The following is a 24,464-nucleotide window of genomic DNA, read 5'->3' as shown; positions in this document are numbered from 1 at the left end:
CGCCATCGCAGCCTCGCTAAAGCTCGACAGCTCCCACAGGGGATTGGCGGCGGATCCGGGATTTCAGTCTGGATGAAGATTAAATGTGGGAGTCCCCACTACCTCTTCGGCGTAGCGCTGTCGCGCAGCAACCTGGGGGACGCCTACGAAATCTCATCTTTTAGAGGTGATTTAAAGCCCTTTAAAATCAGTAGCTTAATTTATGTTTGATAAGAGCGAGCAAGCTCGCTCCCACAAAGGAACATCTTTACGGGCTGTAGTAACCCACCGCCACCAGGAAATGCCCACTCTTGCGCAGGTAGGCATGCTTGTTTTCCACCTTGGCGGTCACCGGGTTTTTCCAGCGGTACTCGTACTCACCCTGCTCTTGTTCCTTCATCAATTGCAGGATCGGCTCACCCACGGGCTTGCCGTCCGGGTCCTTGATCTTGGCAAAGTCGGTGTTGATCAGGCGCAGGTTGGTGCCGTGGGCCACATAACGCCCGGTATCCAGGTCGACCACAAACACATACAAGTCGTCCTGCAGGAAGCCGCCCTGCAGTGCATTGATCGCCTTCAGCGTAGCGGTTTCGTTGTCTTCCAACGCCTTGACCGCCTTGTCCCGCAGGGCCTTGGCCTGTTCGGGAGTGGCCCGGGGCAGGTAGTAGCCGACGGCGAGGATGCGCTGGCCGATACGCTGGTAGAACACATGCTTGCGTTCGACCTTGCCATCGCTCCAGTTCTGCCAGCGGTATTCGGCCTGTTGGATGCCGTTGCCTTCGGGGATTCGCAGCGCATCCTTGAAGGATTTGCGCAGGTCCGGCCCGAGCACTTCGGACACATCACGCCCAATCAGCGCCGATGAAGGCCCGCCGCTGGCCAGCAGCACGCCCTTGGTATCGACCACGAACACATAGCGGTCCTTGTCGACAAACTCGCCCTGGCGGCTGAAGGCGGCAAAGGCCTTGTCACCATTATCGTGATAATAGGCCAGGGCTTTCTCCAGCAAGGCCACGGCGGCTTTGGCGTCCTGTTCCTGGGTGGTTGCAGCGTGCACCTGGCTGAAACACAGCAACAGCAACAGCCAGGTGGTTCGGAGCATTGCCTTCATTACCCGTCCCTCGTTCTTGTCAATGTTTCAAGAGCGTAGACGGTTGTCGGCAAATCAGAACGGCTTGGTTGGCAGGTATTTACCGTCCAGGGTAATCACTGCGCGGGAACCGCCGTCCGGGTCCTCGACCTTCTTGATGTCCAGCTTGAAGTTGATGGCGCTGATGATGCCGTCGCCAAACTGCTCGTGAACCAGGGCTTTGAGGGTTGAGCCATAGACCTGCAGCATTTCATAGAAGCGGTACACGGTCGGGTCCGTTGGAATGCCGCTCTGGATGCTGCCGCGCAGAGGCACGCTTTGCAGCAGGCGACTGGCGTCCGCGTCCAGGCCAAGTTTGTCGCACACCCCATCGGCGGCGTCCTTGGGCAGCGGGTGCTGGCCAAGCAGGGCGGCGGTGACGAACGCCAGGCTCAGGCCGGTGCCGTCGGTGAGGTCCTGCCAGGACAGGTTCTTGCGGGCCTTGATGTCGATCACGGTGTCGGCCAGGGCCAGGCGTGGGGCTTGGGAAAATTGGGATTGCAACATGATGGTTTCCTCTTGGTTTGAATAATGTTCAGGCGGCGTGCGCGCGGGTCTGCGGGTGGTCCAGCAGGGAAATAAAGCGCCCGGTGCGGCCATCCAGGGCATTGATGCCGCCGCTTGCGATGTCATAGACCCAGCCGTGCAGGTTCAGCCGGCCTTGCTCCAGCGCCAGTGCAACGCTGGGGTGCGTCTTGAGATTGGCCAGTTGCGCGACTACGTTTTCCCGCACCAGGGCGTCCAGTCGCTCGGCTGCCGAGGCATGGGTACGTGCGGCGTTGATCACCTTGGCCGATTCGGCATGACGCAACCAATTGGCCACGGCGGGTAAGTGATCCAGGCATTTACAGGTGGAGATGGCCGTCATGGCGCCGCAATCGGAATGACCGCAAATCACGATGTCGCTGACCCCCAGTACGGCCACGGCATATTCCACCGTGGCCGAGACACCGCCCGGTTCCGGGCCGTAGGAGGGCACGATATTGCCGGCGTTACGGATTACAAACAGATCGCCGGGTTCTTGCTGGGTCAACAGCTCCGGGACTACGCGGCTGTCTGAGCAGGACACAAACAGCGTGCCGGGTTTTTGCGTGGTGGCCAGTTGTTTGAACAGGTCGCTGCGCTGGCTGAAGGCTTCACCCTGGAACTTGCGAAAGCCGTCGATGAGATGCTGCATGGTGGTTCTCCTTGCGTCGCTGATGGGGCAAGGATGGAAGTTTCAGGCTATAGCGTCCAAGACTGGCTTATTATAGTTTCTATAAGCAGTACCTATAGTTGGAGAGGTTTTTATGCTGTTGCGCCATATCCGTTACCTGTTGGCCGTCGCCGACCACCGCAACTTCACGCGGGCGGCCGAGGCACTGCATGTGTCGCAGCCGACCTTGTCGCAACAGATCAAGCAGTTGGAAGAGACCCTCGGGGCACCGTTGCTCGATCGCTCCGGCCGCACTGTCAGCCTGACCGACGCGGGCCAGGCCTATGCGCGGTTTGCGCGCCTGGCGTTGCAGGACCTGCAGGCCGGTACCCGCGCCATGCACGATGTGCAGGACCTGAGCCGGGGCAATTTGCGTCTGGCCATGACCCCGACCTTTACCGCGTACCTGATCGGGCCGCTGCTGGCCCAGTTCTATCGCTTGTATCCGGGGATTAGCGTCAGCGTCGAGGAAATGACCCAGAATCGCCTTGAGCATGCATTGACCGAGGACTTGCTGGACATTGGCCTTGGCTTCACCGGTGAGCACATGCCGGACATTGCCTGCCAGGCGTTGTTTGTCGAGGCGTTGAGCCTGGTGGCCAGCGCCAGCCATCCAACCCTGAGTCGCAAGCAGTGGCTCAAGCTGGCGGACTTCCAGCAGCAACCCTTGGTGCTGTTGAACGCCGGTTTTGCGACGCGTCGTTACATCGATGACTATTGCCGCACGCTGGCGATAAAACCGCAGATTGCCATGGAGGCCAACTCAATCAGTGCCGTGATTGAGATCATCCGCCACACCCACCTGGCGACGATCCTGCCCCGGGAAGTGGCGCAGACCCAGCAAGGCTTGCACGCGGTGCAACTGCGTCCGGCGCTGGCGCAGCGCACGGTGGCCCTGCTCAGTCGCAAGGGCGCCTATCGCAGTGCGGCATGCGGGGCGTTTGTCGAATTGGCGAGTACGTGGCGAATGTTTAGCAATTGCGAGAGTGAACTCCATCAAGACTGAATTTAATGGACTGACCCGGCGTGTGACGCTGCCACTCATCTCTTCACTGTGATCACTGCATGGACGGTTCCCCCGACACTCACCCCGAGGCCTTGCCGGGTGCTATCGCGCCCAGCCGCCCGGTATGTCGGATGGACATTGATGCACTGCCTTCCGAACTGGCCTTTTGGGCGCTGTGGCACTGTCGCCATGCGCGCCCGCCGGACACCATTCCCTTACGCTGATTGCCCACCCCCGGGCGCGCCGTCGTGCGTGCCTGCCTGACGCAAACGTAAGAGAGTTGCCATGAGTACCGTCTTTGCCAGCCTGCACGAAGCCCAATCCTTTCTTGACCACAACCCCGATATCGAGATGTTCGAACTGTTCATCCTCGACAGCAACGGCGTGCCCCGGGGCAAGTTGCTGCACCGTGATGAACTGCTGGCGGTCTACGCAAGCGGTCGGCCGTTGCCCAGTACCATTCTTGGCCTGACCCTCAATGGCGATGACGTGGAAAACTCCGGACTGGTGTGGGAGGTGGGCGATATCGATTGCCGTGCCTACCCGATCAGCGGCAGTTTGCAACGCATGCCGTGGCGGTTGATTCCCACCGCCGCGGTGCAGGTCAGCATGCACCCTGAAGAAGGCCTGCCGGCGACGGTTGCCGATCCCCGGCATCTGCTGTCCAGGGTCATCGACGGGCTCAAGGCCGATGGTTATTACCCGGTGATGGCGGCGGAACTGGAGTTCTACCTGCTCGACCAGAAACCCGACAGCAATGGCCGCCCGCAACCGGCGCGGGATGTGGATGGCGGCCGCCCACGCTCGACCCAGGTCTATGGCCTGCGCGAGCTGGAACAGATCGAGCCGTTTCTGGCTGACCTGTACAGCGCCTGCAAACTGCAAGGCATTCCCGCGCGCACGGCGATTTCCGAATACGCCCCCGGCCAGGTGGAGATCACCCTGGAGCATCGCAGCGATGCCTTGCAGGCGATGGACGAGGCGGTGCGTTACAAACGCCTGGTCAAGGGCGTGGCCCACAAGCATGGGATGACCGCCTGTTTCATGGCCAAGCCATTCGATGACCTGGCCGGCACCGGCATGCACATGCACGTCAGCCTGGCAGATGCCGACGGCAACAACCTGTTTGCCAGTGAGGCTCCTGACGGTACGCCGCTGCTGCGCCAGGCAGTCGGCGGGATGCTCAGCACCTTGCTCGATACGCTCTTGATGTTCTGCCCCAACGCCAACTCCTACCGGCGCTTCCAAAGCAACAGCTACGCGCCACTGGCGGCCACCTGGGGTGTCGACAATCGCACGGTGAGCCTGCGGGTGCCGGGAGGCCCTGCGTATTCGCGGCATATCGAGCATCGGATCTGCGGCGCCGATGCCAACCCGTACCTGGCAGCGGCGGCGATCCTGGCTGGTATTCACCGTGGTATTCGCGAACAGCGCGACCCCGGAGCTCCGGTTGAAGGCAACGGTTATGCCCAGGCCAATGAGCTGCTGCCCACCGACTGGCTGACCACCTTGCGTGCATTGGAAGGCTCGGCCTGGGCGCGTGAAACGTTCGGCCAGGAGTTCCTCGGTGTGTACCTGGCGGTCAAGCGGGCCGAGTACCGCCAGTTCATGGGCGAGGTGGGCGAGCAGGACTGGCGCTGGTATCTGCACCAGGCGTGATGATGAACCTTTCGACCTTTTTTTCACGCGGGGGTGGTTAAGCTCAAGATCCAGAGTCCGTAGAGACCGGTTCATCTACATGAGTCCCGTGATGTCGCCACAACCCCCGTCGTCCATTGAGGCTGAGTTTGCCGCGCGCTGTGATCGTGATCACGCGCGGGTCTGTGGCGACACGCGGCCGCCCGGTTTGCTGCGGCGCTTGTGGTCATGGCGCGACGAGCGCCTGGTGCGCCACGCCCTTAAAGTCGCGGGGGAGCCCGGGCTGTTGCTGGACCTGGCCTGTGGGGCGGGGCGTTTCTGGCCGGTGCTGGCCGAACACAGTAATCGCGTGATCCTCGCCTCGGACCCTTCCCAGGCCATGCTCGACCACGCCATGAGCCACCACGGCGCAACATTTTTGCGCCGGGTCAAGACGTTCCAGGGGTCGGCATTCGCCATCGGCCTGTCGGCCAACGCGGTGGACTGCATTTTTTGCCTGGAACTGTTTCGCCACGTCCCCACGGCCGATGCACGATTGGCACTGTTGCGCGAGTTTCACCGGGTCAGCCGCGACACGCTGATTGTTTCGGTGGACAGCGACAGCCGCCATCGTCAACGCCATCCCGCAGGTGCGGGGCAACCCATGCTGTCCCATCGCGTCGAGGTGGAAGCGGAGTTTCGCCAGGCAGGCTTCACTGTGCTGAACCAGCAAGAGTTCATGCCCGGCTCGGCCTTGTGGCGGGTTTATGTGTTGCGTAAACGAGGATAACCCTCAACTGTCGGGCTATTCTTCGTCTCCTGTCAGAGTTTTCATGATGGCTGGCACACTGCGGGTGCTCGAAAGACCCTCGGGCGATATATACTGCGCGCCATTCTTCAAGGGAGAGCCGTGTGGCCATCGATATTCACTGGATCTGCGACAACGATAGCCTCGGCCAGCATTGCGCCAAATGGCAGCAGTTGCCATTCGTCGCCCTCGACACCGAATTCATGCGGGTCGATACCTTCTATCCCATCGCCGGGTTGATCCAGATCGGGGACGGTATCAGTGCTTATCTGATCGACCCCCTGACCATCGATAACTGGCAACCGTTGGCCGCCTTGCTGGAAAACCCGGCGGTGATCAAGGTGGTGCACGCCTGCAGTGAAGACCTGGAAGTGCTGCTGCGCCTGACGGGCAGCCTGCCGGTGCCATTGTTCGACACCCAACTGGCCGCCGCCTACTTGAACCTCGGTTTCTCCATGGGCTACTCGCGCCTGGTGCAAGCGGTGCTCGACATCGACTTGCCCAAGGGCGAGACCCGTTCGGACTGGCTGCAGCGGCCATTGTCCGAGACCCAGGTCAGTTATGCCGCCGAAGATGCGGTGCACCTGGCGCAAGTCTACACACGCCTGCGCCCGCAACTGTCCGACGAAAAATACGCCTGGGTCCTGGAAGATGGCGCCGAACTGGTGGCCAACCTGCGTCGCGAAATCGACCCTTTTGATGTCTACCGCGACGCCAAGCTGGCCTGGAAACTGTCCCGTGCCCAGCTCGCCGTGCTGCGTGAGCTGTGCGCCTGGCGCGAGCAGCAAGCCCGCGCCCGTGACCTGCCACGCAACCGCATCATCCGCGAACACTCGCTATGGCCCCTGGCCAAGTCGCAGCCGGATAACCTCGCCGCCCTGGGCAAAATCGAAGACATGCACCCGCGCACCGTGCGCCAGGACGGCGAGTTCCTGCTGGGCCTGATCAAGCGTGCCGCCAGCGTGTCGATGGACCAATGGCCGCCAGCCGTGCCTGAACCACTGCCGGTGGATGCGGCGGTGTTGATCAAGCAGTTGCGTGCCCTGGGCCAGACCTTCGCCGAACGCCTGGACATGGCCCCGGAGCTGATGCTGCGCAAGAAAACCCTTGAGGCGCTGGTCAAGAGTGGCTACCCCGATGGGCCTTACCAATTGCCTGATTCGCTGCGTGGCTGGCGCCGCGAGTTGATGGGCCAGGCGCTGCTGGACAGCCTGGCCACTGCCGGAGAACAGCCTTGAAACATATTTGTTCCATCTACCGCAGCCCGAAACGCGCCGGCATGTACCTCTATGTGCTCAAAAGCGATGCCCTGGAGCGCGTGCCCGAAGGCCTGCTGACGGTGTTCGGCAAGCCGGTACACGCGTTCAACCTGGTGCTGACGCCGGAACGCAAGCTGCAGCAGGAAGATATCGTGGCGGTCCTGGCCAACCTGCAAAAGCAGGGCTATCACCTGCAGATGCCACCGCCGGATGACGAGTACATCGAACACCTGCCCGAAGAACTGCTGCGCCGCAATGACCCGATGTGATTGACCCGTGTCCCGCCTGGGGCACGCTGATCCATGAAATCGAATGACCTGGCCGGCCCCGAGCAACGCAGTGAACCTGCGGTCGGCGGCCGCCTGCACTGTTTTTGAAAGGTTTGAACCATGCGCGTTCTGATTGCAGAACAGGACCACCCGCTGTACGCCCGGCTGCTGCGCGAAGCGGCGCCGGATCTTGAAGTCCTGACCAGTGGCGACTCGGCCGAATTGTCGCGCCTGGCCGCCGATTGCCCGGTGTGGCTGGGCCAGCCGGACCTGCTGGCAACCCTGCTGCGCCAGGGCCACCACCCGCAGTGGCTGCAATCGACCTGGGCCGGCATCACGCCGCTGCTGGCCGATGGTTTGCCACGCGATTATCGGCTCACCCGCGCGGTCGGCATTTTTGGCCAGGTGATGGCCGAGTACGTGCTCACCTACATGCTCGGTCACGAGCGTGAAGTGCTGGCGCGGCTGGTCAGCCAGGTCGAGCGCAAATGGGACAACCGCATGGGCCAGAGCCTGGCGGGGCGCAAGGTGCTGATCGTCGGCACTGGTGATATCGGCCAGAGCGTGGCGCAGTTCCTGCTGCCCTTTGGCGTGGAGTTGTACGGCATTGCCAGCGAAGCCCGGGAGCAGGCCCCGTTTATCGAGGTGGCCGGGCCGGATCAACTGGGCCGCCTGGTGGGCGAGGTGGATTATGTGGTCAACCTGCTGCCCAACACGCCCAGCACCCACGATTTGTACGATGCTGCGCTGTTCAAGCAGTTCAAGCCCACTGGCCTGTTTATCAACGTTGGGCGTGGTGTGGCGGTGGTTGATGCCGATCTGGTCGAGGCCCTGAAAGAAGGGCACCTGGCCGGGGCGGTGATCGACGTTTGCCGTCAGGAACCACTGCCACAGCGCCATCCGTTCTGGACCGCCTGGGGCTTGCTGTTGACGGGCCATAGCTCGGCGCCGACCTGCCCGCGCCGCATGGTGGCGCTGTTTGTCGAGAACCTGCGGGCTTATCAGGCCAAGGATTCGCTGCGCGGCGAGGTGAGTTTCGAACGGGGATATTGAAATACCCCACACAGTGTGTGGCACGCATCTGACTTTATCGCTGGCGGCAATGTGAGAGGCTCACTGACCTTAATAAGGGAGGCCTCTCTATGCTTGATTTGCGCGCTATTCCCCCGCAAACGCCCCTGTTTTCCACGTCTTTGGCTGCCGCTGACGGTTCCGGTCTCCCGCCGCCGGACCCCAACCCGGCAACTGGCGATGCAGGTGCTCAGGCCATCCCGGCGCAGGCCAAAACCAAGTCAGGCCTGCAGGTTGCGCTGGCTGACAGAGAAAACCTGAGGGTCCTGGGGCAAAAGCTCTACGAGGTTGCCACGCGATTGGGAGTAGACACCGCACCTCAAGCGGTGCTGGCGGCGCTGGGCAGTACACCGATGGGCATGGATCCTGAGTCGTCCTACCCGCTGGAGACTGGCAGCAGTATTACCCTGGCGACCTTTATCAAGCATCTCGGCTTTTTCCTGCCCACCAGCCATTTTCATCTTACCAGCCTCGCCGATGCGGTCACTGAAAAGGCCCTGGAGCACCCGCTTGGCGATCTTGGCGGCGGCTTGTCGTGGCCGGTGCCCATGAGTCCAGGTGAGCAACGCAGGCTGGGGGCGTTCACACTGAACCAACTCGGTGATCAACCGCAGCGCAGGGGGGTGCTGGATTATTTGAACGATCAGCAGCCAGTCGCCGCGCAGGTATGGCGCTCCCCCGCACAAGCCCTGCAATCCCTGGTCAGTTCCGCGCCAGGGCAGCAGCTGGGAAAGTACTTGCAGGAACAAATGGGCGCAATCGCCACCGACCGCAGTATTAACGATTATTTGCTGGCGGCCATCGCTGTGCAGATGGATCCCGAGTCCATCACCGCGCCTCAGCGTAACAAGGTGGCGGGTTTCGATCTGGCAAATGATCAACACTGGGGCAAACCTGCTTCAGTGGTGGTCGATGGGTTGAGCAAGCACCTGAGTACCAGTGGCAAGACCAGCCCGGAAATGGCGGGAGTAGGAGCCTATGTGTTGCTGGCCAGGAGGGCGCCCGAGTTTCTGATCAAGGACATCCCAGCCAGCGTCACCTATGGCAGCCCGGCTTGGGTCAGCCTGGCGATTGCAGCGACGACCATCGAGGCCCAGTCACCGGGAAAGGTGCCGAACATGACCTTTGTGCAGGTCATGCAGCGGGCCGAAAGTGCGGGACTGGCTGATCCAGGCGTGACCCAACATGCGCAGCGGGTTGCCCTGGTGGACTGGGGCGTGATCAATGGCCTGCTCACAAGAAAGGGGGATGCGCGCTACACCGACGAAGAACTGAACACGCTCCAAAAGACCTTCAATACCCGCCAGCAGCAGATGATCACCGCCAGTCAGTCCCTGGACAAGGACATTCCCCGCCGAAAAGAGCTGGCGCTGGACGAGCTCAAGCAGCGGTTTGGCGAGCTGGGTGAGCTATTTGAAGAAAAGCTCATCAGCACCACGAGCCAGCCACGGGGCGGTCCCGGAACGCCAGCAACCAGGTTGGTCGGTCACCACTCGCTGCTGGATATCGCCATGATGGACCTGCCTTCTCCCGCCGTGTTTCATTCAACGGACAACCGCATCCCCCTGACCAAGTTGAACGCCAATTATCGGTTTGGTATAGCCGAGGCGTTCAACCAGCAGTTCGATGCCACGATCCAGGGTAAAAAGACTGCCACCTTTACAACCATCAAACACCTGATTGCGCAGATGCCCTTGGAGCACCGAAAGAACTTTGAGTATGGAAAGATCACCTTCTACCAAAACACATCCCACACGCTGGGGTTGGGGTTTAGCGATAAAGTCCATCACCCCAAAGATCAGGAGTTGTTGGTAAAAATTGAACGCGAGGGTAATCCTGCCGCATACGAGATCAACTTTGCCCAAGGTACTATTCAATCAGTTGGTCTTTGGCGGGTGAAAGAGCGTAGTTCAAGAAATGCAAATCTTGTCCGCGAGACCAGAGAGTTTAAACCTGGCAGTGAATACGATCAGCAGAGAAACGAAAGAGGGCCGGTCGATAATGCATTGCTTGATAGTTTTGCTACAGATCGTACTCAATACATAGCGAATGCATTTGTTGAGCACCTGGATCTTGATAACCCAGAGATAAAGGAGCTTGCGAGGGGCCAGACCACACTGGACGAGCAGCAGGGGCGGGCCAGGGTCGTTGAGGAGTTCCTGTTGAATCTTGTTCCGCTGCGCTCGGCGATTGTCAACTTTAAGAAGGGTAACTATGGTGAAGGGGCTGTAGACCTCACACTGGATATCTTTGGCTTCCTGACTGCTGGCGCCGCAAACGCCGGGAAGTTAGCCAAGCTCAGTGGTGCTGCTATTTCCGGGGTGAGCAAGGCAATACAGGGGGCAAAGATTATTGGCGTGGCCACTATTGGCGCGTTGAACCCCCTTGGCGGATGGGGTGACTTCGCGGTGGGTGGTGCCAGGCTGGCCGGTAAAGGACTGTCCAAGGGGATAAAGGCGGTTGGCAGGCTCCGGGGGGCATCCGGCAGCTATGACCTGTTGAAAGCGGTGAGCAAGGACTATAACGCAGCGGCGACGGGGATGTTCAGTGTGGCAGGCCAACGTGTCGAGGGTGGGGCTGTGCTCCATAACGGTCAATGGTATGCCTTTGATGCAGACAAGATGCGGCCTTATGGCAGCCCTCTTGAAGATTTTGCCGTCGAGACGAAGGCTGTGAGCGGCGCGCTTGCCATGGTGCGTATAGCGCCGGGCAGTGAGTTGAGCAACAGGATGTTTGCCGAGTACAGCGTGAAGCAATCGAGAATTGCCGGGCTTTCTCGTAACAGTCAGGGGGTCTACGTTGCAGCGGATGGCCACATCTCTCATATCCGCCACACCGACAGTGCCGGTAACACGGCGGTCTATGAAGTTCGACAGGTCAGTCGTACCGAAGATGGTCTGGTCCAGGCGCGGATTTATCACAATGGGCGACAAACACCGTTATTGGTCCAACATGTACAGGGCGATCAGTGGCAGCGGGTTAATCTGCTGGGCGGAGATTCGCTGTCGGTTGCAGACGATCTGGGGCCGGTGATTGGAGGCGGTGGCGAGAGCGTTGTCTACGCAAGTCGCGATGGGAGAAGTGTCTACAAGGATCTTGGTCCGACCTCACTCAAGCCGTCTGACAAATACATCAGCATGGAAGTGCTAACGCTGAATAAATATTATGGTGACGGCTTTGCACGGACGATCATCGAGGACGGTCGTAAATATATAAAGATGGGAAGGATCAATGGTGTGGATCTCAGTAAGTTTGAGGTAAATAGTCTGCCGCCAGAAGCGCGATCATTACTGGATGATGTATTGGTGCAGATGGAAGCCAAGGATATCTATCACAATGATCTGCAATTAAAGAACTTTATGTACTCTGCGAAAGACCAGAAAATTTACCCGGTGGATATGGATTCGCAGGAGTTGCAGTTTATGGTGCCGGTTGTCATGGCAGCCTATAAAAGACAGAAAGAGGAATTGCGCAGGGCCTTTAGCGGCCTTATCGCCACTGCACCTTGATCGACTTGTGGTACACCCTGCCGGTTTTTAACGGCAGGGTTTTCGGTTGTTGGGCAGGTCAGGTGATGGCCTGCCACCTCTTTACAGGCTGAAATCACCGGCCGCTACCAACTCGCTCAACGGGCGGCGCGGGCTTGGGGCTTCCCGGGCTTGCAGGTAGTCCGCCAGGGTGGCCTTGTCCCCCAGCTTGCCCACGGCAACCGCCGCATGCAGCGCATAACCCTCGGGGATTTTCAGCTCCTTGCGGGTCAGTTCCTGATCGAAACCGGCCATGCCATGGGTGTGCCAGCCGCTGATGCTGGCTTGCAGCGCCAGGTGGCCCCAGGCCGAACCGGTGTCAAAGGTGTGCCACAGCGCTGGAGTTTCTTCGCTGGCGCCCGGTACTGCGAAATCGGTTTTCGATACGACGATGACCAGCGCCGATGCATGCTGCGCCCAGCCACGGTTGAATTCATTCAGCAGGCCCAGGAAACGCTGCCAATCTGGCGTATCACGGCGGGCATAGAGAAAGCGCCATGGCTGTGAGTTATAGGCCGAAGGCGCCCAGCGCGCTGCTTCGAAGAAGCTCAGCAGGGTTTCTACCGGGATGCTCTCGCCAGTAAACGCACGCGGCGACCAGCGCTCGGTGAACTGTGGGTGGATCGGATAATCGGCAATACGTGGCTCGGTGCTCATCAGCGGATCCTGGAGAAAAAACGGCCTTCAAAGCTACTTCGCCACTGCGCGCCTGACAAGTCTTGCCCTACCGGCAGTCGTAAGCGCTTGGCCCCAGGGGGCTTGGGCACTAGACTGGCGGCCTTTTCACCTACCGATACTGATGTAGAGCCATGGCCGCCAAAGTCGAACCTTTCTGGATACGCAAAACCCTTGAGCACCTCGACCAGGAGGAATGGGAGTCGCTGTGCGACGGCTGTGGCCTGTGCTGCCTGCAAAAGCTCGAAGACGAAGACGACAACAGCGTCTATTACACGCGTATCGCCTGCAAACTGCTGGACCTGAATACCTGCCAGTGCACTGACTATCCTAACCGTCGCGACTCGGTGCCTGATTGCATCCAGCTCACGCCGGGCCAGGCCGATCAGTTCAAATGGCTGCCACCGACCTGCGGCTATCGCCTGGTGAGTGAGCGCAAGGACTTGCCGCTCTGGCACCACCTGGTCTGCGGTGACCGCGATGCCGTGCACCACGAACGCATTTCCCAGTCCGGGCGCATGCTCAGCGAAGGCAGCGTGCCCGAGGACGATTGGGAGGATTACCTGATTTTCCGCGCGGGCTGAAAAGGAGAGCGTATGACGGTCCAAGCCAAGCTGGCGGTGAGCCTGCTGTTGCTGGGGTTGAGCGCGTCGGCGTGGTCGGCGAAAAAAGTCGATCTCGATTATCACGTCAAACTGTTGCCCCAGAGCGATCAGGCCCAGGTGCGCTTGAGCCTGTCCCAGGGCTCGGCGGTGCGCAGCTTGAACTTCGACCTGGGACGCGACGGTGACTACAGCGACTTCAAGGCCGACGGCCAATGGCAGGTCACGCCAGAAGCGGGGGCCAGTCGTGGCCTGTGGCGGCCGAGCGCGGACAAGGCCAGCCTGACTTACCGCGTGCGCCTGAGCCATGCGCGCAAGGCCGGCATCTACGAGTCACGCATGACGCCCGGTTGGGCGCTGTTTCGTGGTGAAGACCTGGTGCCTGCGGCGCGTCTTGACCAGCAGGACGGTGTGGAGCTGGTGTCGCGGCTGACCTTTGAGCTGCCGGCGGGCTGGAAAAGTGTCGAGACCCCTTGGCCGCGCATCGGCAAGCACAAATTTCGCATCGACAATGTGTCCCGCCTATTCGACCGTCCCACCGGCTGGATGCTCGCCGGTAGCCTGGGCAGCCGCCGGGTACGCCTGGGCGAAACCGAAATCACCGTGACCTCGCCCAAGGGCCAGGCCATGCGCCGCATGGATGTGCTGACGTTGCTGACGTTCGTCTGGCCCCAGGTACAAGCGGCGTTTCCCCGGCACCCGGCCAAGTTGCTGGTGGTGGGTGCCAGCGACCCGATGCGCCGTGGGGTGTTTTCCGGACGCGATTCGATCTATCTCAATAGCCGTACGCCGCTGGTCAGCGAAAACGGCAGCAGCCCGTTGATCCGCGAGGTGGTGCAGGCTATTGGCCGGTTCAATGACCATCAAGGCAGTGACTGGATCAGCGAAGGCCTTTCGGAGTATTACGCCATTGAGTTGTTGCGGCGCGCAGGCGGTATCAGTGATGAGCGTTATGTGGCGATACAGGCGCGCTTGAGCAAGGATGGCAAGGGTGTGGCGACCTTGCGCGGCGAGCACGTCAGCGGTGCCACAGTGGCGCGGGCGGTGGTGGTGTTGCAGGAACTGGATCGCGAAATTCGCCTGAAAACCCACAACAAGCGCTCCCTGGATGACCTGACGCAGGCGCTGATGCGCCTGGACAGCATCAGTACCAAGGAGTTTGTGCAGTTGGCTGAAAGCGTGATCGGCGAATCGTCAGTGGTACTCGACAGCAAGTTGCTGCACTGACCGAGAAGCCAGCTCCTACAGTTTGATTGGGTGTCAGTGGGTGGTTTTTTCGGCAGCCACTTCAGCGCGGGTCTTGAGGTTTTTCAACTCCTCACCGGCGCGTTCGATCTTGGTCCGCACATTGTTCATATCCCGGCGGTTTTTCTCCAGCAGCGACTTGGCCGAACTATGGCCGCTGATCCCGCGCGCCAGTGCCACGCCGCCAATCGCCACCTGGATCAGGCCGAAAAAGCCACCACGGCGAATGCCCTTGCCCATCATCACCACGCCACCGGCCAGCGAGCCAATGCGCTCCCAGCCTTGCACGTTCTGGGTCGGTTGGGTCTGGAACGGCGTCGATTCAATCACAGGTTTCAGGGGGTTGCTGTCGCTCATGGTCTGTCTCCAACAAAGGGCCATTGATATGCAACTGACTGCGCGCGGGGCGCGGATGTTCCCGAAAACTCAGTATTTTGGGCCCGAACGGGTGTTGTTGCCCTTGGCCAGGCGGTCATAGAGCACCACATTGACGGTGGCCGCGAGGTTCATGCAACCGGTGGTCGGGATGTAGATCACGTCTTCGCACCAGTCACGAATCTCTTTGTCGAGGGAGCCGTCTTCGGGGCCGAAAATGTACAACGCGCGATCAGGATGGGTGTATTCCGGCAGCGGTCGTGCACCGTCCACCAGCTCCACTGCGACCGGGATACAGCCCAGGGGCAGGATCTTTTTCAGGTCGTCGATGCCGATCAGCGGGATGTCGTGGTGGACCTTCTTGGTGTCGGTAATAAAGTCCCGGGCCCGCTCATAGCGTTTACCGGTGTAGAACACCGAAGCCACGCCATAGCAGCCGGCGGCGCGCATGACCGAACCGACGTTTTCGGGGGATTTGGGGTTGTACAGACCGATGCAGCTGTAGCGTTTATTGCCCACGGGGATGCCTTAAAAAGGCAGCATTATAGCGGCAAGCTGCAAGCGGCAAGTTAAAAAGCGGGGCGGCTTTTTCTTGTGGCTTGCAGCTTCATGCCTTTAGCTGTCTTTTTTCATCAGCCCGGCCAACGCGGCAAACGGGTTGTGCGTGGCCTTGGCAATGGTCGGGCTGCTGGTGGAGCCTTCGCCGAAATACTGTTGGTCGGTATAGCGCGAGTGTTCGTTGTCGTGGCAGTACAGGCACAACAACTCCCAGTTGGAACCGTCCTGGGGATTGTCGTCATGGTTGTGGTTACGGTGGTGCACGGTCAGTTCGCTGAGGCGCTTGCCGGCGAATTCACGGGCGCAGCGGCCACACACGTGGGGGTACATTTTCAGGGCTTTGTCGCGGTAGCCCATTTCCCGGTCGCGCTGGGCATCGGCGAGGATGCGGTCCAGCTTGGCGGTGTGGGAGGGCGGGTTGGTCGAGCTCATCATGGCTCCTGTTCATTTATTTATTGGATAGATCACGGGTGACGTTGATTCTAGCTGCTCACCGGGCAATTTACCTCAGCCCTTGAGCTTCTCGGCAATCCAGATGGTATGCCGGGTGCCCTTGTTGCCATGGGCGAAGACTTGCACTTCCTCGGCCTTGAAGCCGGCCTTGCGCAGTTTGTCGCTGAACTGCTTGTCGGCGCTGGCCGACCATACGGCCAGCACGCCTTTTGGGCGCAGGGCCTTGGCGCAGGCACTGAGGCCGCCGGCGGAGTACAGCCAGCTGTTGGCTTTCTGTGTCAGGCCTTCGGGGCCGTTATCGACGTCGAGCATGATCGCATCGAAGCCCTGGGGCTCGGCTTGCAGCACCTTGGCCACGTCTTCCAGGCGGATCACGGTGCGCGGGTCCTGCAACGGGTTGCCGGATTTTTCTCCAAGCGGGCCGCGATTCCACTCCACCACGCCAGGCACCAGCTCAGCCACCACCACTTCGGCCGTCTTGCCCAGGTGCTTGAGCGCCGAAGCCAGGGTAAAGCCCATGCCCAGGCCGCCAATCAACACCCGCGAGCCTGGACGACCGGCGACCTTGCGGCAGGGAATCTCTGCCAGGGCATCTTCAGAGCCGTGCATGCGCGTATTCATCAATTGCCCGCCGTCACCGCCCTGGATCTTGATCACAAAATCCTCGCCGTATTCGAACAGGCACAGGGCGCCGCCGTTATCGGGGATCGGAGTGGTGTCGAGCAGCACGAAACGTTTCATGGAAATCTCATTGGGAAGGGCATTCTTGCGCGGTTGGGAGTAGCCTTGGGACTGGTTAACAGTCAGGCCATGGAGCCATCGATGAAGTGCAGCATTCTAGCGGTCATTGTAGGAAGTGTGCTCACATTGGGTGCCGCACATGCCCAGCAGTTGCAACCCGTGCCGAACACACCGGCGACCACCACGGGTGCACCGGGTACCGCAACGCCGACGCCGTATCCGCAAGTCACACCGCCGACGGCACCCAAGCCACAAGGGACTGGGGCGCCTTTGTTGCCGCCGATTGAAATGCCCAAGCCGCCGAAGGACCAGACCTTGCCCGGCCTGCAGCAAAACGACAGCAAGCCGAAGGCGCCGGCGGCGGGGTCTTAAACCAGCCCCAGGGCCTTGAACACAAAGGCGTATTCCAGGGCTACGTCACGCAGGCCCTGGTAGCGCCCGCTCATGCCGCCGTGGCCGGCACCCAGTTCGGTCTTGAGCAGCAGCAAGTTGTCGTCGGTCTTGGTCGCACGCAGCTTGGCCACCCATTTGGCCGCCTCCCAGTACTGCACGCGGCTGTCGTTGTAGCCGGCGATCACCAGCATCGCCGGGTAGGCCTGGGCGCTGACGTTTTCGTAGGGCGCATAGGCCTTGATCCGCGCGTACACCTCGGGTTCCTGGGGGTTGCCCCATTCGTCATATTCGGTGACGGTCAACGGCAGGTCCGGGTCGAGCATGGTGTTGAGCACATCGACGAACGGCACTTCGGCAATCGCCGCCTGGAACAGTTCCGGGCGCTGGTTGAGCACGGCACCGATCAACAGCCCACCGGCGCTGCCACCACTGATGGCCAACTGCTTTGAGGTGGTCAGGCCCTGGGCGATCAAGTGCTCGGAGCAGGCAATAAAGTCGCTGAAGGTGTTTTGCTTGTGCTCCTGCTTGCCGGCGCGGTACCAGGCTTCGCCCAATTCGCCGCCGCCGCGCACATGGGCAATCGCAAACGCCACGCCGCGGTCCAGCAGGCTCAGGCGCGCATGGGAAAACCACGGGTCGAGGCTTGAACCGTAAGCGCCGTAGCCATACAGGTACAGCGGCGTTGGCCGGCCCACCTGGTCGCGCCTGACCACCAGGCTGATCGGCACTTGGGTGCCATCGGCCGAGGTTGCCCACAGCCGTTGGCTGACATAGTCGTCGGCATTGAATACGCCCAGTACCGGGGTTTCCTTGAGCACGTGTTGCACGCCGCTGGCCAGTTCCAACTGGCGAACCTGGGCCGGGCGATTCAGCGCCTCATAGCGCAGGCGGATCTTGTCGCTGTCGAATTCCAGGCTGTTTTGCACGTACAGGCTGTAGGCCGCGTCTGGCAGTTCCACGCGATAGCTCGGCAGGCCTTGTGGGTGCACGTCGATCACCGGCAGGCCGCCGATACGCAGGCTCAGGGTCATGGCCCGGGCGTTGAGGGTCACGCCATCAAGCATCACCGCGTCATCGTGGGCGATCAGGTTTTGCCACTGGTCTTCGCTGGGCACGCCGGCGTTGTCAGCCGCCTGGAACAGCGCAAAGTTGATGCCGTCGCGGTTGCTGCGGATAAACCAGGTCCACTGTTCATCCAGCTTGCCGTGGTCGACATCGTACTCATGACCTTCAACCCGTGGCGCCAGGCAGGCAAACGCCTGTTGCGGCTGCTCGGCGTCCAGGGCCCAGATTTCACTGGTGGTCTTGCTGCCCAGGGACAGCAGCAATTGGCGTTCGGAGCTTGAGCGGTAGCAATGCAGGAAGAAACGTCCGTCGGGCTCGTGGAACACTTCTTCGGCAGTGGTACCGTCCAGGCGATAGCGATACAGCTTGTGTGGGCGATGAGTCTCGTCCAGCTCGCCGAAGAACAGCGTCAGGCTGTCGTTGGCCCAGGTCATGCTGCCGTCGCAGTCTTTGAAGGCCAGTTCGCTGACTTTGCCCGAAGACAATTCCTTCACGTACAGGGTGTAGATCTCTTCGCCGTTGGTATCCAAGCTGTAGGCCAGGCGCTTGTGGTCCGGGCTGATGCTGAAGGCACCGAGGGAGAAAAAGCCGCCATTGGCCAGGACGTTGGGGTCCAGCAGCAGTTCTTCGGCGTTTTCATCGATCTGCTGGCTGTCATCGGCCGGGCGTGGGCAGCGGTAATGGCGTGCGTATTCGTCACCGGCAGTGGTGCGCGTGTAATACAGGTATGGCCCCCAGGGCGAGGGCAGTGACAGGTCGGTTTCGAGGATGCGTCCCTTAATCTCTTGAAACAGAGTTTCGCGCAGCTCTTTTTGATTTGCGAGCTGCGCCTCCTGCCAGGCATTTTCGGCCTTGAGGTAGTCGAGCACCTCGCTGCTGTCGCGTTCCTGCAACCAGGCATACGGGTCCTGGCCTGAGTCCTGGCGGGCAATCGGGGCGCCAGCGGCGTGGGTCGATGGAGGCATGGATCACTCTCTGTCTGGTGGTGGGCCGACGGTGTTGCAGCCGTGGCGCGGAAAAGCCGTTATCATACGGGTCTGTTTGCCTACCTTGCCATGGACACCATGACCGAGAACGACTATCTGACCGCTTGGGGCCTATACGCCTTCGCCGCTTTGGGCTGCCTGTTGGTGTGGTTTCGTCTGACCCGCTGGATCTGGCGCTGGCTGCGCGAACCGCTGCGGTTGCTGATGGCGGTGCTGCTGTTGAGCCCGACCATTGTCGATCCGGTCAAGGAGCAGTTTGCCCCTGCCGTGGCCATCACCGCCCTGGATCTGCTGCTCAAAGTGGGTAATAACGCCTGGCGGGCGATTTCCGATTTGCTCATGTACGCGATGATCGCCTTTGGCCTGTACCTGGTCTTTGTGCTGGTTCGCTGGCCCATCGAGCGTGCTGCCAAGGCCCGGCGTGAGCAGAAGGCCGCCGCTGCGGCAGCGGTCGCGGCCGAGCCTGAGGACGACGAGCCCTATGGCCGTCCGCCGGCCCCTGTCGGTGGCATGCGGGTCGAACCGCGCCTTTAACGTTGTCTGCCCTGCATCGAGAGTCCTGGCATGTGTGAATTATTGGGCATGAGTGCCAACGTACCCACCGATATCGTGTTCAGCTTCACCGGGCTGATGCAGCGTGGTGGGCGCACCGGTCCGCATCGCGATGGCTGGGGCATTGCCTTCTACGAGGGCCGTGGCCTGCGGCTGTTCCAGGACCCGGCCGCCAGCAGTGAGTCGGAAGTCGCGCTGCTGGTGCAGCGTTATCCGATCAAGAGTGAAGTGGTGATTGGCCATATTCGCCAGGCCAACGTGGGCAAGGTGAGCCTGTCCAATACCCATCCGTTCGTGCGTGAGCTGTGGGGGCGCAACTGGTGTTTCGCGCATAACGGCCAATTGGCAGACTTCACGCCCCAGGCCACGTTCTACCGCCCGGTGGGGGATACCGACAGCGAAGCGGCATTCTGCGACCTGCTCAACCGTATCCGCGAGGCGTTTCCCGAGCCGGTGGATATCGAACAGGTGTTGCCTGACCTGATCGCCGCCTGTGCCGAATACCGCAGCAAGGGCGTGTTCAACTGCCTGCTCAGTGATGGTGATTGGCTGTTTTGCTACTGCTCGACCAAACTGGCGCAGATCACACGTCGCGCACCATTTGGCCCTGCACGCCTGAAAGATGTCGACGTGATCGTCGATTTTCAGGCTGAAACGACTCCCAACGATGTGGTGACGGTGATTGCCACCGAACCCTTGACCGAAAACGAGACCTGGACCCGCTACGAGCCCGGCCAGTGGAGCCTGTGGCGGCGCGGTGAATGCGTCAGCCAGGGCACAACCGAATAAGGACGTCGACTATGTTGCTCAGCTATCTGCGACTGGTGTTGTTTGCCATCGGCTTGTTGGTCGGGGTGCAAGTCCCGGGGTTCATCAACGACTACGCCAAGCGCGTCGAAGCCCATTTGATCGAAGCCCAGACCGGCCTGCGCGGTTTTGAAAGCACCGCGCAGCAGTTCTTCAATGGCGACTTACAGGCCCTGGTGGCGCATTACCGTGCCAGCGAGGATCCGGTGTTCCGCAGCGATGCCAACAGCCTCGGCAGCTTGCTCGATCGCCAGGTGGCATTGGACAAGCAGTTCCAGGCCATGCAGGGGCCGTGGTACATCCGCGCCTTGCAGGTGGCAGTGGCCGCCGACCCGGATATCCGCAAGGAGACCTGGAATGGCTACAGCTACCAGATCCTCCTGACCCCCGAAGCCATGGGCTGGGGCCTGGGCGGGGCGATGCTGTTGTCGTTCGGCCTGGAATGCCTGTTCCGCCTGATCGACTGGGTGGTGCTGGGCGGCAAGCGTCTGCGCCAGAGCCGGCCGATTGAAGAGCGGGACCTCAAGGGTTTGTAAATCCAAATATGGAACTGGACTTGTGTAGGAGCAGGCTTGCCTGCTCCTACACAAGCCCGCTCCCACAGTCTCAATCGGGTTTCTTCTGGTTGAGCACCATGCGCTCTTCACCCACTTCCTCGGCATACCGCGCCACGACGCTCTGGCACAACGCAACAATCTCCTCCACCAACTCCACGCCCACCCGCCACGACACCACCACCTGCAGGTTCGGCAAACGCTGTGTCATGGGCAGCACTATCAACTCGCCCCGCGCCAATTCCTCGCTGACCAGCACCGGTGGCAACGCGCCAATACCGAAACCATCGCGCAGCAAGCGAGTGATGGCCGACACCGAGTTCACACAGTTCATGCGCGGTGCCGCTACGCCATGGGCCTGCATCAGGCTCAATACGTCCTGGTGTGGATGAGAGTTTTTCGAGTAGGTGATGATCCGTTCCTGGGCCAGCTCGGCGAGGGAGGCGTAGTCACGGTTGTAGATCGAATGGCTGGCGACGATCCAGCCCATGGGGTGGCTGGCCAGCTCCAAGCTGCGCACTGACTCCTGGCGCAGCAGGTCGGTTTGCAGGATCAGGTCGAGAAAGCCTTTTTGCAACTGATCGCAGAGGTTCAGCGCGGTATCGGCCACCAGTTCGATTTCCACCAGCGGAAAATGGTCCATCAACTCGGTCACCAGCGGGCTGAGCCAGGTGTGGATCACGGTGTCCATCGCGCCGATACGGATCCGTCCGACCTTACTGCTGGTGGTTTCCAGCGACTGCTTGAGCCCCTGCATGGTGATCATCATCTGCTCGGCATAATCGAGCACCTTCACCCCGTCCGGGGTCAGGCTCACACCGCGTGAGTCACGCAGGAACAGCTTCACCCCCAGCTCGCTTTCCAGCACCGCAATGCGGCTGGAGATCGAGGCCTGGGTGGTGAACAGCTTCTCTGCTGTCAGCCGGAAGCTCTTGAGCCGGGCCACCCAGACGAAGGTTTCGAGGAACTTCAAATTCATGGGATCAACTTTTTCTTATGCATGGATCGGTTTTTATTAGTTGGACGCAACAGGGGCTGCGCGCCAAAAATCGGGCTGTCTCACGATAAGCGTCGTCGGGGCTCAGGACAACATCATTGCGAGATCTTGGTAAAAGATCCCACACTACAAAAAAATAAAGCCTACAGGAGTCCTCACCGTGAGCCGCCTGCTACTGAATTGCGACATCGGCGAAAGCTTTGGCGCCTGGACCATGGGTCTGGATGCCGAAGTCATGCCATTCATTGATTGCGCCAATATTGCCTGCGGTTTCCATGCTGGCGATCCGAGCATCATGCGCAAGACTGTCGCCCTGGCATTGCAGCATGGCGTGCAAATCGGTGCGCACCCGGCCTATCAGGACCTGGCAGGCTTTGGCCGCCGCTCCATGGCGTATGCGCCCCAGGAACTCCAGGACCTGCTGCATTACCAGATCGGTGCCCTCGACGGTATTTGCCGGGCCCAGGGCGGTCGTGTCAGCTACGTCAAACCCCATGGCGCGATGTACAACGACATGATGGCCAAGCCTGCGCAATTGCGCGCGGTGATCCAGGCCGTGGCAGCGTACGACGCCAGCCTGCCGTTGATGCTGATGGCCACCCGTGACAATCGTGCCGCCCAGGCCCTGGGTGATGAGTACGGCGTGACCCTGTGGTTCGAAGCCTTTGCCGACCGTGCCTACGACAATGCCGGGCATCTGGTCTCGCGCCAGTTGCCGGGAGCTGTGCATCACGATGCGCAAGTCATCCTCCAGCAAGCCCTGACCATTGCCCGTGGCGAAACCCTGGTCGCCAGCGATGGCAGCCCGCTGCTGTTGCAGGCCAACACGCTTTGCGTGCATGGCGATAACGCCAGCTCGGTGGCGGCGGTGCAGCGTATTCGCCAGGCGTTGAGGCCACAATGAAGCCACGGATTGAAGTAGTGGCCATCGATTGTTTGATGGTGCGCCTGTTTGAGGTGATCGCTGAAGACAACATGCCCTGGATGCTCGCCGCTACGCGTCGGTTGCGTGAAGGGTTTGGCGCAGCGCTGGTGGATCTGGTGCCGTCCTACACGACCCTGATGGTGCATTACGACCTGCTGGCGCTGAATCCGACACAGGCCCGTGAATTGATCGATCAGGCTCTGACGGACTTGCAGCCACAGGCCCAGGGTAGTGGGCAGTGTCATGTATTGCCGGTGTGGTACGACCTGAGCGTCGGCCCTGAACTGACCTTGCTCGCACGGCGTAGCGGGCTTGAGGTCAACGAGGTGATTCGCCGCCACAGCCAGCATCAATACCAGGTCTTCGCCCTCGGGTTTGCCCCGGGTTTTGCCTTTATGGGGCTGGTGGAAGAACAGCTTGCCGCGCCACGTCTAGGCACCCCGCGCAAACGCGTGGCGCCAGGCAGTGTCGGCATCGCCGAGCGGCAGACCGCAGCCTATCCGGTGGAATCCCCTGGCGGCTGGAACCTGATCGGCCGCACCCCGGCCAAATTGTTCGACCGTGAGCGCGATGGCTACAGCCTGATGCAACCGGGCGACAGCGTGCGTTTCGAAGCCATTGGACGTGCCGAATTTATCAACCTGGGTGGCGATGACACGCCCTTGGAGGCCCAGGCATGAGCCGCTTGTTGATCGAGGCCAGCACCGCGTTATGCCTGTTGCAGGATGCCGGGCGCTTTGGTGTGCGGCACCTGGGCGTGACCCAGGGCGGCGCGCTGGATTGGGTGTCGATGTCCTGGGCCAATTGGCTGCTGGGCAATTCATTGGATGCGCCGGTGGTGGAAATCACCTTGGGCGGTTTTACCGTACTGGCCGAGGACTATTGCGTGCTGGCCCTGGCCGGTGCTGACCTGGGGGCGTACATCGATGAGCGTGCCATCAGCCCTGGGCGTAGTTTCATTCTGCAAAAAGGCCAGCGTTTGCGTTTCACCCAACCGCACAGTGGAGCGCGGGCTTACCTGGCGGCACCGGGTGGTTTTGATGCGCCCAAGGTGCTGGGCAGTTGTGCCAGCGTCGCACGTGAAGCCTTGGGCGGGCTGGATGGTTTTGGCCGCGCCCTGGCTGAAGGCGCGTCGCTGGTGTATTCCGGCACGGGCACTCATTTGCGTGAATTGCCTGTTGAACGGTTGCTCCCAGCGGCGCCCTTGGAGGTGATTCTCGGCGCGCAGATCGGCCAGTTCAGTGGCCAGAGTCTGTTCGATGTGTTCAATACCGAATGGACCCTGGACAGCCGTGCCGACCGCATGGGTATGCGCTTGCTGGGCACGCCGTTGCAGTATCAGGGGCCGTCGTTGATCTCTGAAGGCATTCCATTGGGCGCGATTCAGGTGCCGCCGGATGGGCAGCCGATTGTGCTGCTCAATGACCGGCAGACGATTGGTGGCTACCCGCGATTGGGCGCGTTGACACCGTTGTCATTGGCGCGCCTGGCGCAGTGCTTGCCGGGGGAGAAGGTGCGGTTGGCGCCGGTGATGCAAGAGACGGCGCACCGTGAGCATCTGAGCTATTTGCAGCGATTTACGAACCGCTAAAGGCATCGCAGGCAAGCCAGCTCCCACATTTAAACTGCGCTCACACAGTAAAGTATGTGAATGCATTCCATGTGGGAGCTGGCTT

General features: G+C 60.7%; 28 protein-coding genes. 18 read left to right on the top strand and 10 right to left on the bottom strand.

Annotation, left to right across the window (positions count from 1 at the left end; all coding sequences use genetic code 11):
* A partial coding sequence (locus KL786_RS21090) for a hypothetical protein (protein WP_215518871.1) occupies positions 1-210 on the top strand: 210 nt, incomplete at its 5' end.
* Between the two features lie 37 nt (positions 211-247).
* Here KL786_RS21090 and KL786_RS21085 read toward each other — a convergent pair.
* The 3 genes from KL786_RS21085 to KL786_RS21075 are packed head-to-tail and all read right to left on the bottom strand — an operon-like array spanning position 248 to position 2,285.
* On the bottom strand, positions 248-1,090 hold the full coding sequence (locus KL786_RS21085) for a cache domain-containing protein (RefSeq protein WP_215518870.1): 843 nt from the start codon (positions 1,088-1,090) through the stop codon (positions 248-250).
* 54 nt (positions 1,091-1,144) lie between these two features.
* Complete coding sequence (gene cynS, locus KL786_RS21080) at positions 1,145-1,615, bottom strand: cyanase (protein WP_215518869.1); 471 nt, start codon at positions 1,613-1,615, stop codon at positions 1,145-1,147.
* Between the two features lie 28 nt (positions 1,616-1,643).
* Positions 1,644-2,285: a carbonic anhydrase gene (locus KL786_RS21075; RefSeq protein ID WP_032863512.1), complete on the bottom strand. Its 642-nt coding sequence runs from the start codon at positions 2,283-2,285 to the stop codon at positions 1,644-1,646.
* Between the two features lie 112 nt (positions 2,286-2,397).
* Between KL786_RS21075 and cynR the strand changes: the two genes are divergently transcribed.
* From cynR to KL786_RS21035, 8 genes are all read left to right on the top strand, one after another.
* Positions 2,398-3,309, top strand: a complete 912-nt coding sequence (gene cynR, locus KL786_RS21070) for a transcriptional regulator CynR (RefSeq protein WP_215518868.1) — start codon at positions 2,398-2,400, stop codon at positions 3,307-3,309.
* A gap of 59 nt (positions 3,310-3,368) precedes the next feature.
* Entirely contained in the window at positions 3,369-3,533 is a 165-nt protein-coding gene (locus KL786_RS21065) for a hypothetical protein (RefSeq protein WP_215518867.1), read from the top strand.
* 61 nt (positions 3,534-3,594) lie between these two features.
* Positions 3,595-4,968, top strand: coding sequence for a glutamine synthetase family protein (locus KL786_RS21060; protein WP_215518866.1), 1,374 nt, complete (start codon positions 3,595-3,597; stop codon positions 4,966-4,968).
* A 91-nt stretch (positions 4,969-5,059) separates the two neighbouring features.
* The gene (locus KL786_RS21055; protein ID WP_065943479.1) at positions 5,060-5,716 is read left to right on the top strand and encodes a class I SAM-dependent methyltransferase; all 657 of its coding nucleotides are present in this window, start codon (positions 5,060-5,062) and stop codon (positions 5,714-5,716) included.
* A 122-nt stretch (positions 5,717-5,838) separates the two neighbouring features.
* Positions 5,839-6,972, top strand: a complete 1,134-nt coding sequence (rnd, locus tag KL786_RS21050; RefSeq protein ID WP_065943478.1) for a ribonuclease D — start codon at positions 5,839-5,841, stop codon at positions 6,970-6,972.
* Positions 6,969-7,262 (top strand): YcgL domain-containing protein, encoded by a 294-nt coding sequence (locus KL786_RS21045; RefSeq protein ID WP_032863507.1) that lies wholly within the window; start codon positions 6,969-6,971, stop codon positions 7,260-7,262. The genes rnd and KL786_RS21045 overlap by 4 nt, the downstream gene beginning before the upstream one ends.
* 120 nt (positions 7,263-7,382) lie before the next feature.
* Entirely contained in the window at positions 7,383-8,315 is a 933-nt protein-coding gene (locus tag KL786_RS21040) for a D-2-hydroxyacid dehydrogenase (protein ID WP_215518865.1), read from the top strand.
* Positions 8,316-8,404: 89 nt separating this feature from the next.
* Entirely contained in the window at positions 8,405-11,842 is a 3,438-nt protein-coding gene (locus tag KL786_RS21035) for an OspG family effector kinase (protein WP_215518864.1), read from the top strand.
* Positions 11,843-11,923: 81 nt separating this feature from the next.
* On the opposite strand, the gene KL786_RS21030 is transcribed toward KL786_RS21035, so the two are convergent.
* Positions 11,924-12,517, bottom strand: coding sequence for a nitroreductase family protein (locus KL786_RS21030; RefSeq protein WP_215518863.1), 594 nt, complete (start codon positions 12,515-12,517; stop codon positions 11,924-11,926).
* Positions 12,518-12,669: 152 nt separating this feature from the next.
* Here KL786_RS21030 and KL786_RS21025 point away from each other — a divergent pair, with 152 nt between their 5' ends.
* Positions 12,670-13,119 (top strand): YcgN family cysteine cluster protein, encoded by a 450-nt coding sequence (locus KL786_RS21025; RefSeq protein WP_032863504.1) that lies wholly within the window; start codon positions 12,670-12,672, stop codon positions 13,117-13,119.
* 12 nt (positions 13,120-13,131) lie between these two features.
* Positions 13,132-14,364: a hypothetical protein gene (locus tag KL786_RS21020; protein WP_215518862.1), complete on the top strand. Its 1,233-nt coding sequence runs from the start codon at positions 13,132-13,134 to the stop codon at positions 14,362-14,364.
* Between the two features lie 33 nt (positions 14,365-14,397).
* Here the strand turns inward: KL786_RS21020 and KL786_RS21015 are convergent, their stop codons facing one another.
* The 4 genes from KL786_RS21015 to KL786_RS21000 form a co-directional block, all read right to left on the bottom strand.
* Positions 14,398-14,739: a YgaP family membrane protein gene (locus KL786_RS21015; protein ID WP_215518861.1), complete on the bottom strand. Its 342-nt coding sequence runs from the start codon at positions 14,737-14,739 to the stop codon at positions 14,398-14,400.
* A 69-nt stretch (positions 14,740-14,808) separates the two neighbouring features.
* On the bottom strand, positions 14,809-15,276 hold the full coding sequence (locus KL786_RS21010) for an RNA methyltransferase (protein ID WP_032863501.1): 468 nt from the start codon (positions 15,274-15,276) through the stop codon (positions 14,809-14,811).
* 96 nt (positions 15,277-15,372) lie between these two features.
* Positions 15,373-15,747 carry a YajD family HNH nuclease gene (locus tag KL786_RS21005; RefSeq protein ID WP_003172528.1) on the bottom strand — a complete coding sequence of 125 codons (375 nt, stop codon included), beginning with the start codon at positions 15,745-15,747 and terminating at the stop codon, positions 15,373-15,375.
* A gap of 75 nt (positions 15,748-15,822) precedes the next feature.
* Positions 15,823-16,509 carry a spermidine synthase gene (locus tag KL786_RS21000; RefSeq protein ID WP_057441278.1) on the bottom strand — a complete coding sequence of 229 codons (687 nt, stop codon included), beginning with the start codon at positions 16,507-16,509 and terminating at the stop codon, positions 15,823-15,825.
* A gap of 81 nt (positions 16,510-16,590) precedes the next feature.
* Here KL786_RS21000 and KL786_RS20995 point away from each other — a divergent pair, with 81 nt between their 5' ends.
* Entirely contained in the window at positions 16,591-16,881 is a 291-nt protein-coding gene (locus KL786_RS20995) for a hypothetical protein (protein ID WP_215518860.1), read from the top strand.
* Here KL786_RS20995 and KL786_RS20990 read toward each other — a convergent pair.
* Positions 16,878-18,932, bottom strand: a complete 2,055-nt coding sequence (locus KL786_RS20990) for a S9 family peptidase (protein WP_215518859.1) — start codon at positions 18,930-18,932, stop codon at positions 16,878-16,880. The genes KL786_RS20995 and KL786_RS20990 overlap by 4 nt on opposite strands.
* Before the next feature lie 90 nt (positions 18,933-19,022).
* Between KL786_RS20990 and KL786_RS20985 the strand changes: the two genes are divergently transcribed.
* From KL786_RS20985 to KL786_RS20975, 3 genes are read left to right on the top strand one after another with little or no spacing between them, the layout of a single operon-like run.
* Complete coding sequence (locus KL786_RS20985; protein WP_252193806.1) at positions 19,023-19,487, top strand: MFS transporter; 465 nt, start codon at positions 19,023-19,025, stop codon at positions 19,485-19,487.
* 30 nt (positions 19,488-19,517) lie between these two features.
* Positions 19,518-20,294: a class II glutamine amidotransferase gene (locus tag KL786_RS20980; protein ID WP_032863497.1), complete on the top strand. Its 777-nt coding sequence runs from the start codon at positions 19,518-19,520 to the stop codon at positions 20,292-20,294.
* Positions 20,295-20,305: 11 nt separating this feature from the next.
* Positions 20,306-20,848, top strand: coding sequence for a DUF2937 family protein (locus KL786_RS20975; protein ID WP_065943475.1), 543 nt, complete (start codon positions 20,306-20,308; stop codon positions 20,846-20,848).
* A 70-nt stretch (positions 20,849-20,918) separates the two neighbouring features.
* Here the strand turns inward: KL786_RS20975 and KL786_RS20970 are convergent, their stop codons facing one another.
* A complete protein-coding gene (locus tag KL786_RS20970) occupies positions 20,919-21,845 on the bottom strand; it encodes a LysR family transcriptional regulator (protein WP_215518857.1) in 927 nt (308 codons plus the stop codon).
* A gap of 178 nt (positions 21,846-22,023) precedes the next feature.
* On the opposite strand from KL786_RS20970, the gene KL786_RS20965 reads away from it, so the two are divergent.
* Genes KL786_RS20965 through KL786_RS20955 form a run of 3 tightly spaced genes read left to right on the top strand, consistent with a single transcriptional unit; the run spans position 22,024 to position 24,379 of the window.
* On the top strand, positions 22,024-22,767 hold the full coding sequence (locus tag KL786_RS20965; RefSeq protein ID WP_032863494.1) for a 5-oxoprolinase subunit PxpA: 744 nt from the start codon (positions 22,024-22,026) through the stop codon (positions 22,765-22,767).
* Complete coding sequence (locus KL786_RS20960; protein WP_215518856.1) at positions 22,764-23,468, top strand: 5-oxoprolinase subunit B family protein; 705 nt, start codon at positions 22,764-22,766, stop codon at positions 23,466-23,468. Before KL786_RS20965 ends, KL786_RS20960 begins: the two co-directional genes overlap by 4 nt.
* Complete coding sequence (locus KL786_RS20955; RefSeq protein WP_215518855.1) at positions 23,465-24,379, top strand: 5-oxoprolinase subunit C family protein; 915 nt, start codon at positions 23,465-23,467, stop codon at positions 24,377-24,379. Before KL786_RS20960 ends, KL786_RS20955 begins: the two co-directional genes overlap by 4 nt.
* Positions 24,380-24,464 lie beyond the last annotated feature (85 nt).

This window comes from Pseudomonas sp. TAE6080 (assembly GCF_018732265.1).
GTDB lineage: Bacteria > Pseudomonadota > Gammaproteobacteria > Pseudomonadales > Pseudomonadaceae > Aquipseudomonas > Aquipseudomonas brenneri.
Note: the sequence above shows the minus strand (reverse complement) of the source record. Positions and strands in the feature narration are given on the sequence as shown.

Bases quoted from the DNA above. Each gene is read 5' to 3' on its own strand.
- KL786_RS20990 (WP_215518859.1), bottom strand. From the start codon at position 18,932: ATGCCTCCATCGACCCACGCCGCTGGCGCCCCGATTGCCCGCCAGGAC.
- KL786_RS21060 (WP_215518866.1), top strand. From the start codon at position 3,595: ATGAGTACCGTCTTTGCCAGCCTGCACGAAGCCCAATCCTTTCTTGAC.
- KL786_RS20980 (WP_032863497.1), top strand. From the start codon at position 19,518: ATGTGTGAATTATTGGGCATGAGTGCCAACGTACCCACCGATATCGTG.
- cynS (WP_215518869.1), bottom strand. From the start codon at position 1,615: ATGTTGCAATCCCAATTTTCCCAAGCCCCACGCCTGGCCCTGGCCGAC.
- KL786_RS20975 (WP_065943475.1), top strand. From the start codon at position 20,306: ATGTTGCTCAGCTATCTGCGACTGGTGTTGTTTGCCATCGGCTTGTTG.
- KL786_RS21025 (WP_032863504.1), top strand. From the start codon at position 12,670: ATGGCCGCCAAAGTCGAACCTTTCTGGATACGCAAAACCCTTGAGCAC.
- KL786_RS21055 (WP_065943479.1), top strand. From the start codon at position 5,060: ATGTCGCCACAACCCCCGTCGTCCATTGAGGCTGAGTTTGCCGCGCGC.
- KL786_RS21065 (WP_215518867.1), top strand. From the start codon at position 3,369: ATGGACGGTTCCCCCGACACTCACCCCGAGGCCTTGCCGGGTGCTATC.
- KL786_RS20970 (WP_215518857.1), bottom strand. From the start codon at position 21,845: ATGAATTTGAAGTTCCTCGAAACCTTCGTCTGGGTGGCCCGGCTCAAG.
- cynR (WP_215518868.1), top strand. From the start codon at position 2,398: ATGCTGTTGCGCCATATCCGTTACCTGTTGGCCGTCGCCGACCACCGC.
- KL786_RS21030 (WP_215518863.1), bottom strand. From the start codon at position 12,517: ATGAGCACCGAGCCACGTATTGCCGATTATCCGATCCACCCACAGTTC.
- KL786_RS21035 (WP_215518864.1), top strand. From the start codon at position 8,405: ATGCTTGATTTGCGCGCTATTCCCCCGCAAACGCCCCTGTTTTCCACG.
- KL786_RS21020 (WP_215518862.1), top strand. From the start codon at position 13,132: ATGACGGTCCAAGCCAAGCTGGCGGTGAGCCTGCTGTTGCTGGGGTTG.
- KL786_RS21000 (WP_057441278.1), bottom strand. From the start codon at position 16,509: ATGAAACGTTTCGTGCTGCTCGACACCACTCCGATCCCCGATAACGGC.
- KL786_RS21005 (WP_003172528.1), bottom strand. From the start codon at position 15,747: ATGAGCTCGACCAACCCGCCCTCCCACACCGCCAAGCTGGACCGCATC.
- KL786_RS20995 (WP_215518860.1), top strand. From the start codon at position 16,591: ATGAAGTGCAGCATTCTAGCGGTCATTGTAGGAAGTGTGCTCACATTG.
- KL786_RS21075 (WP_032863512.1), bottom strand. From the start codon at position 2,285: ATGCAGCATCTCATCGACGGCTTTCGCAAGTTCCAGGGTGAAGCCTTC.
- KL786_RS21085 (WP_215518870.1), bottom strand. From the start codon at position 1,090: ATGAAGGCAATGCTCCGAACCACCTGGCTGTTGCTGTTGCTGTGTTTC.
- KL786_RS20985 (WP_252193806.1), top strand. From the start codon at position 19,023: ATGGACACCATGACCGAGAACGACTATCTGACCGCTTGGGGCCTATAC.
- KL786_RS21015 (WP_215518861.1), bottom strand. From the start codon at position 14,739: ATGAGCGACAGCAACCCCCTGAAACCTGTGATTGAATCGACGCCGTTC.
- KL786_RS20960 (WP_215518856.1), top strand. From the start codon at position 22,764: ATGAAGCCACGGATTGAAGTAGTGGCCATCGATTGTTTGATGGTGCGC.
- KL786_RS20955 (WP_215518855.1), top strand. From the start codon at position 23,465: ATGAGCCGCTTGTTGATCGAGGCCAGCACCGCGTTATGCCTGTTGCAG.
- KL786_RS21040 (WP_215518865.1), top strand. From the start codon at position 7,383: ATGCGCGTTCTGATTGCAGAACAGGACCACCCGCTGTACGCCCGGCTG.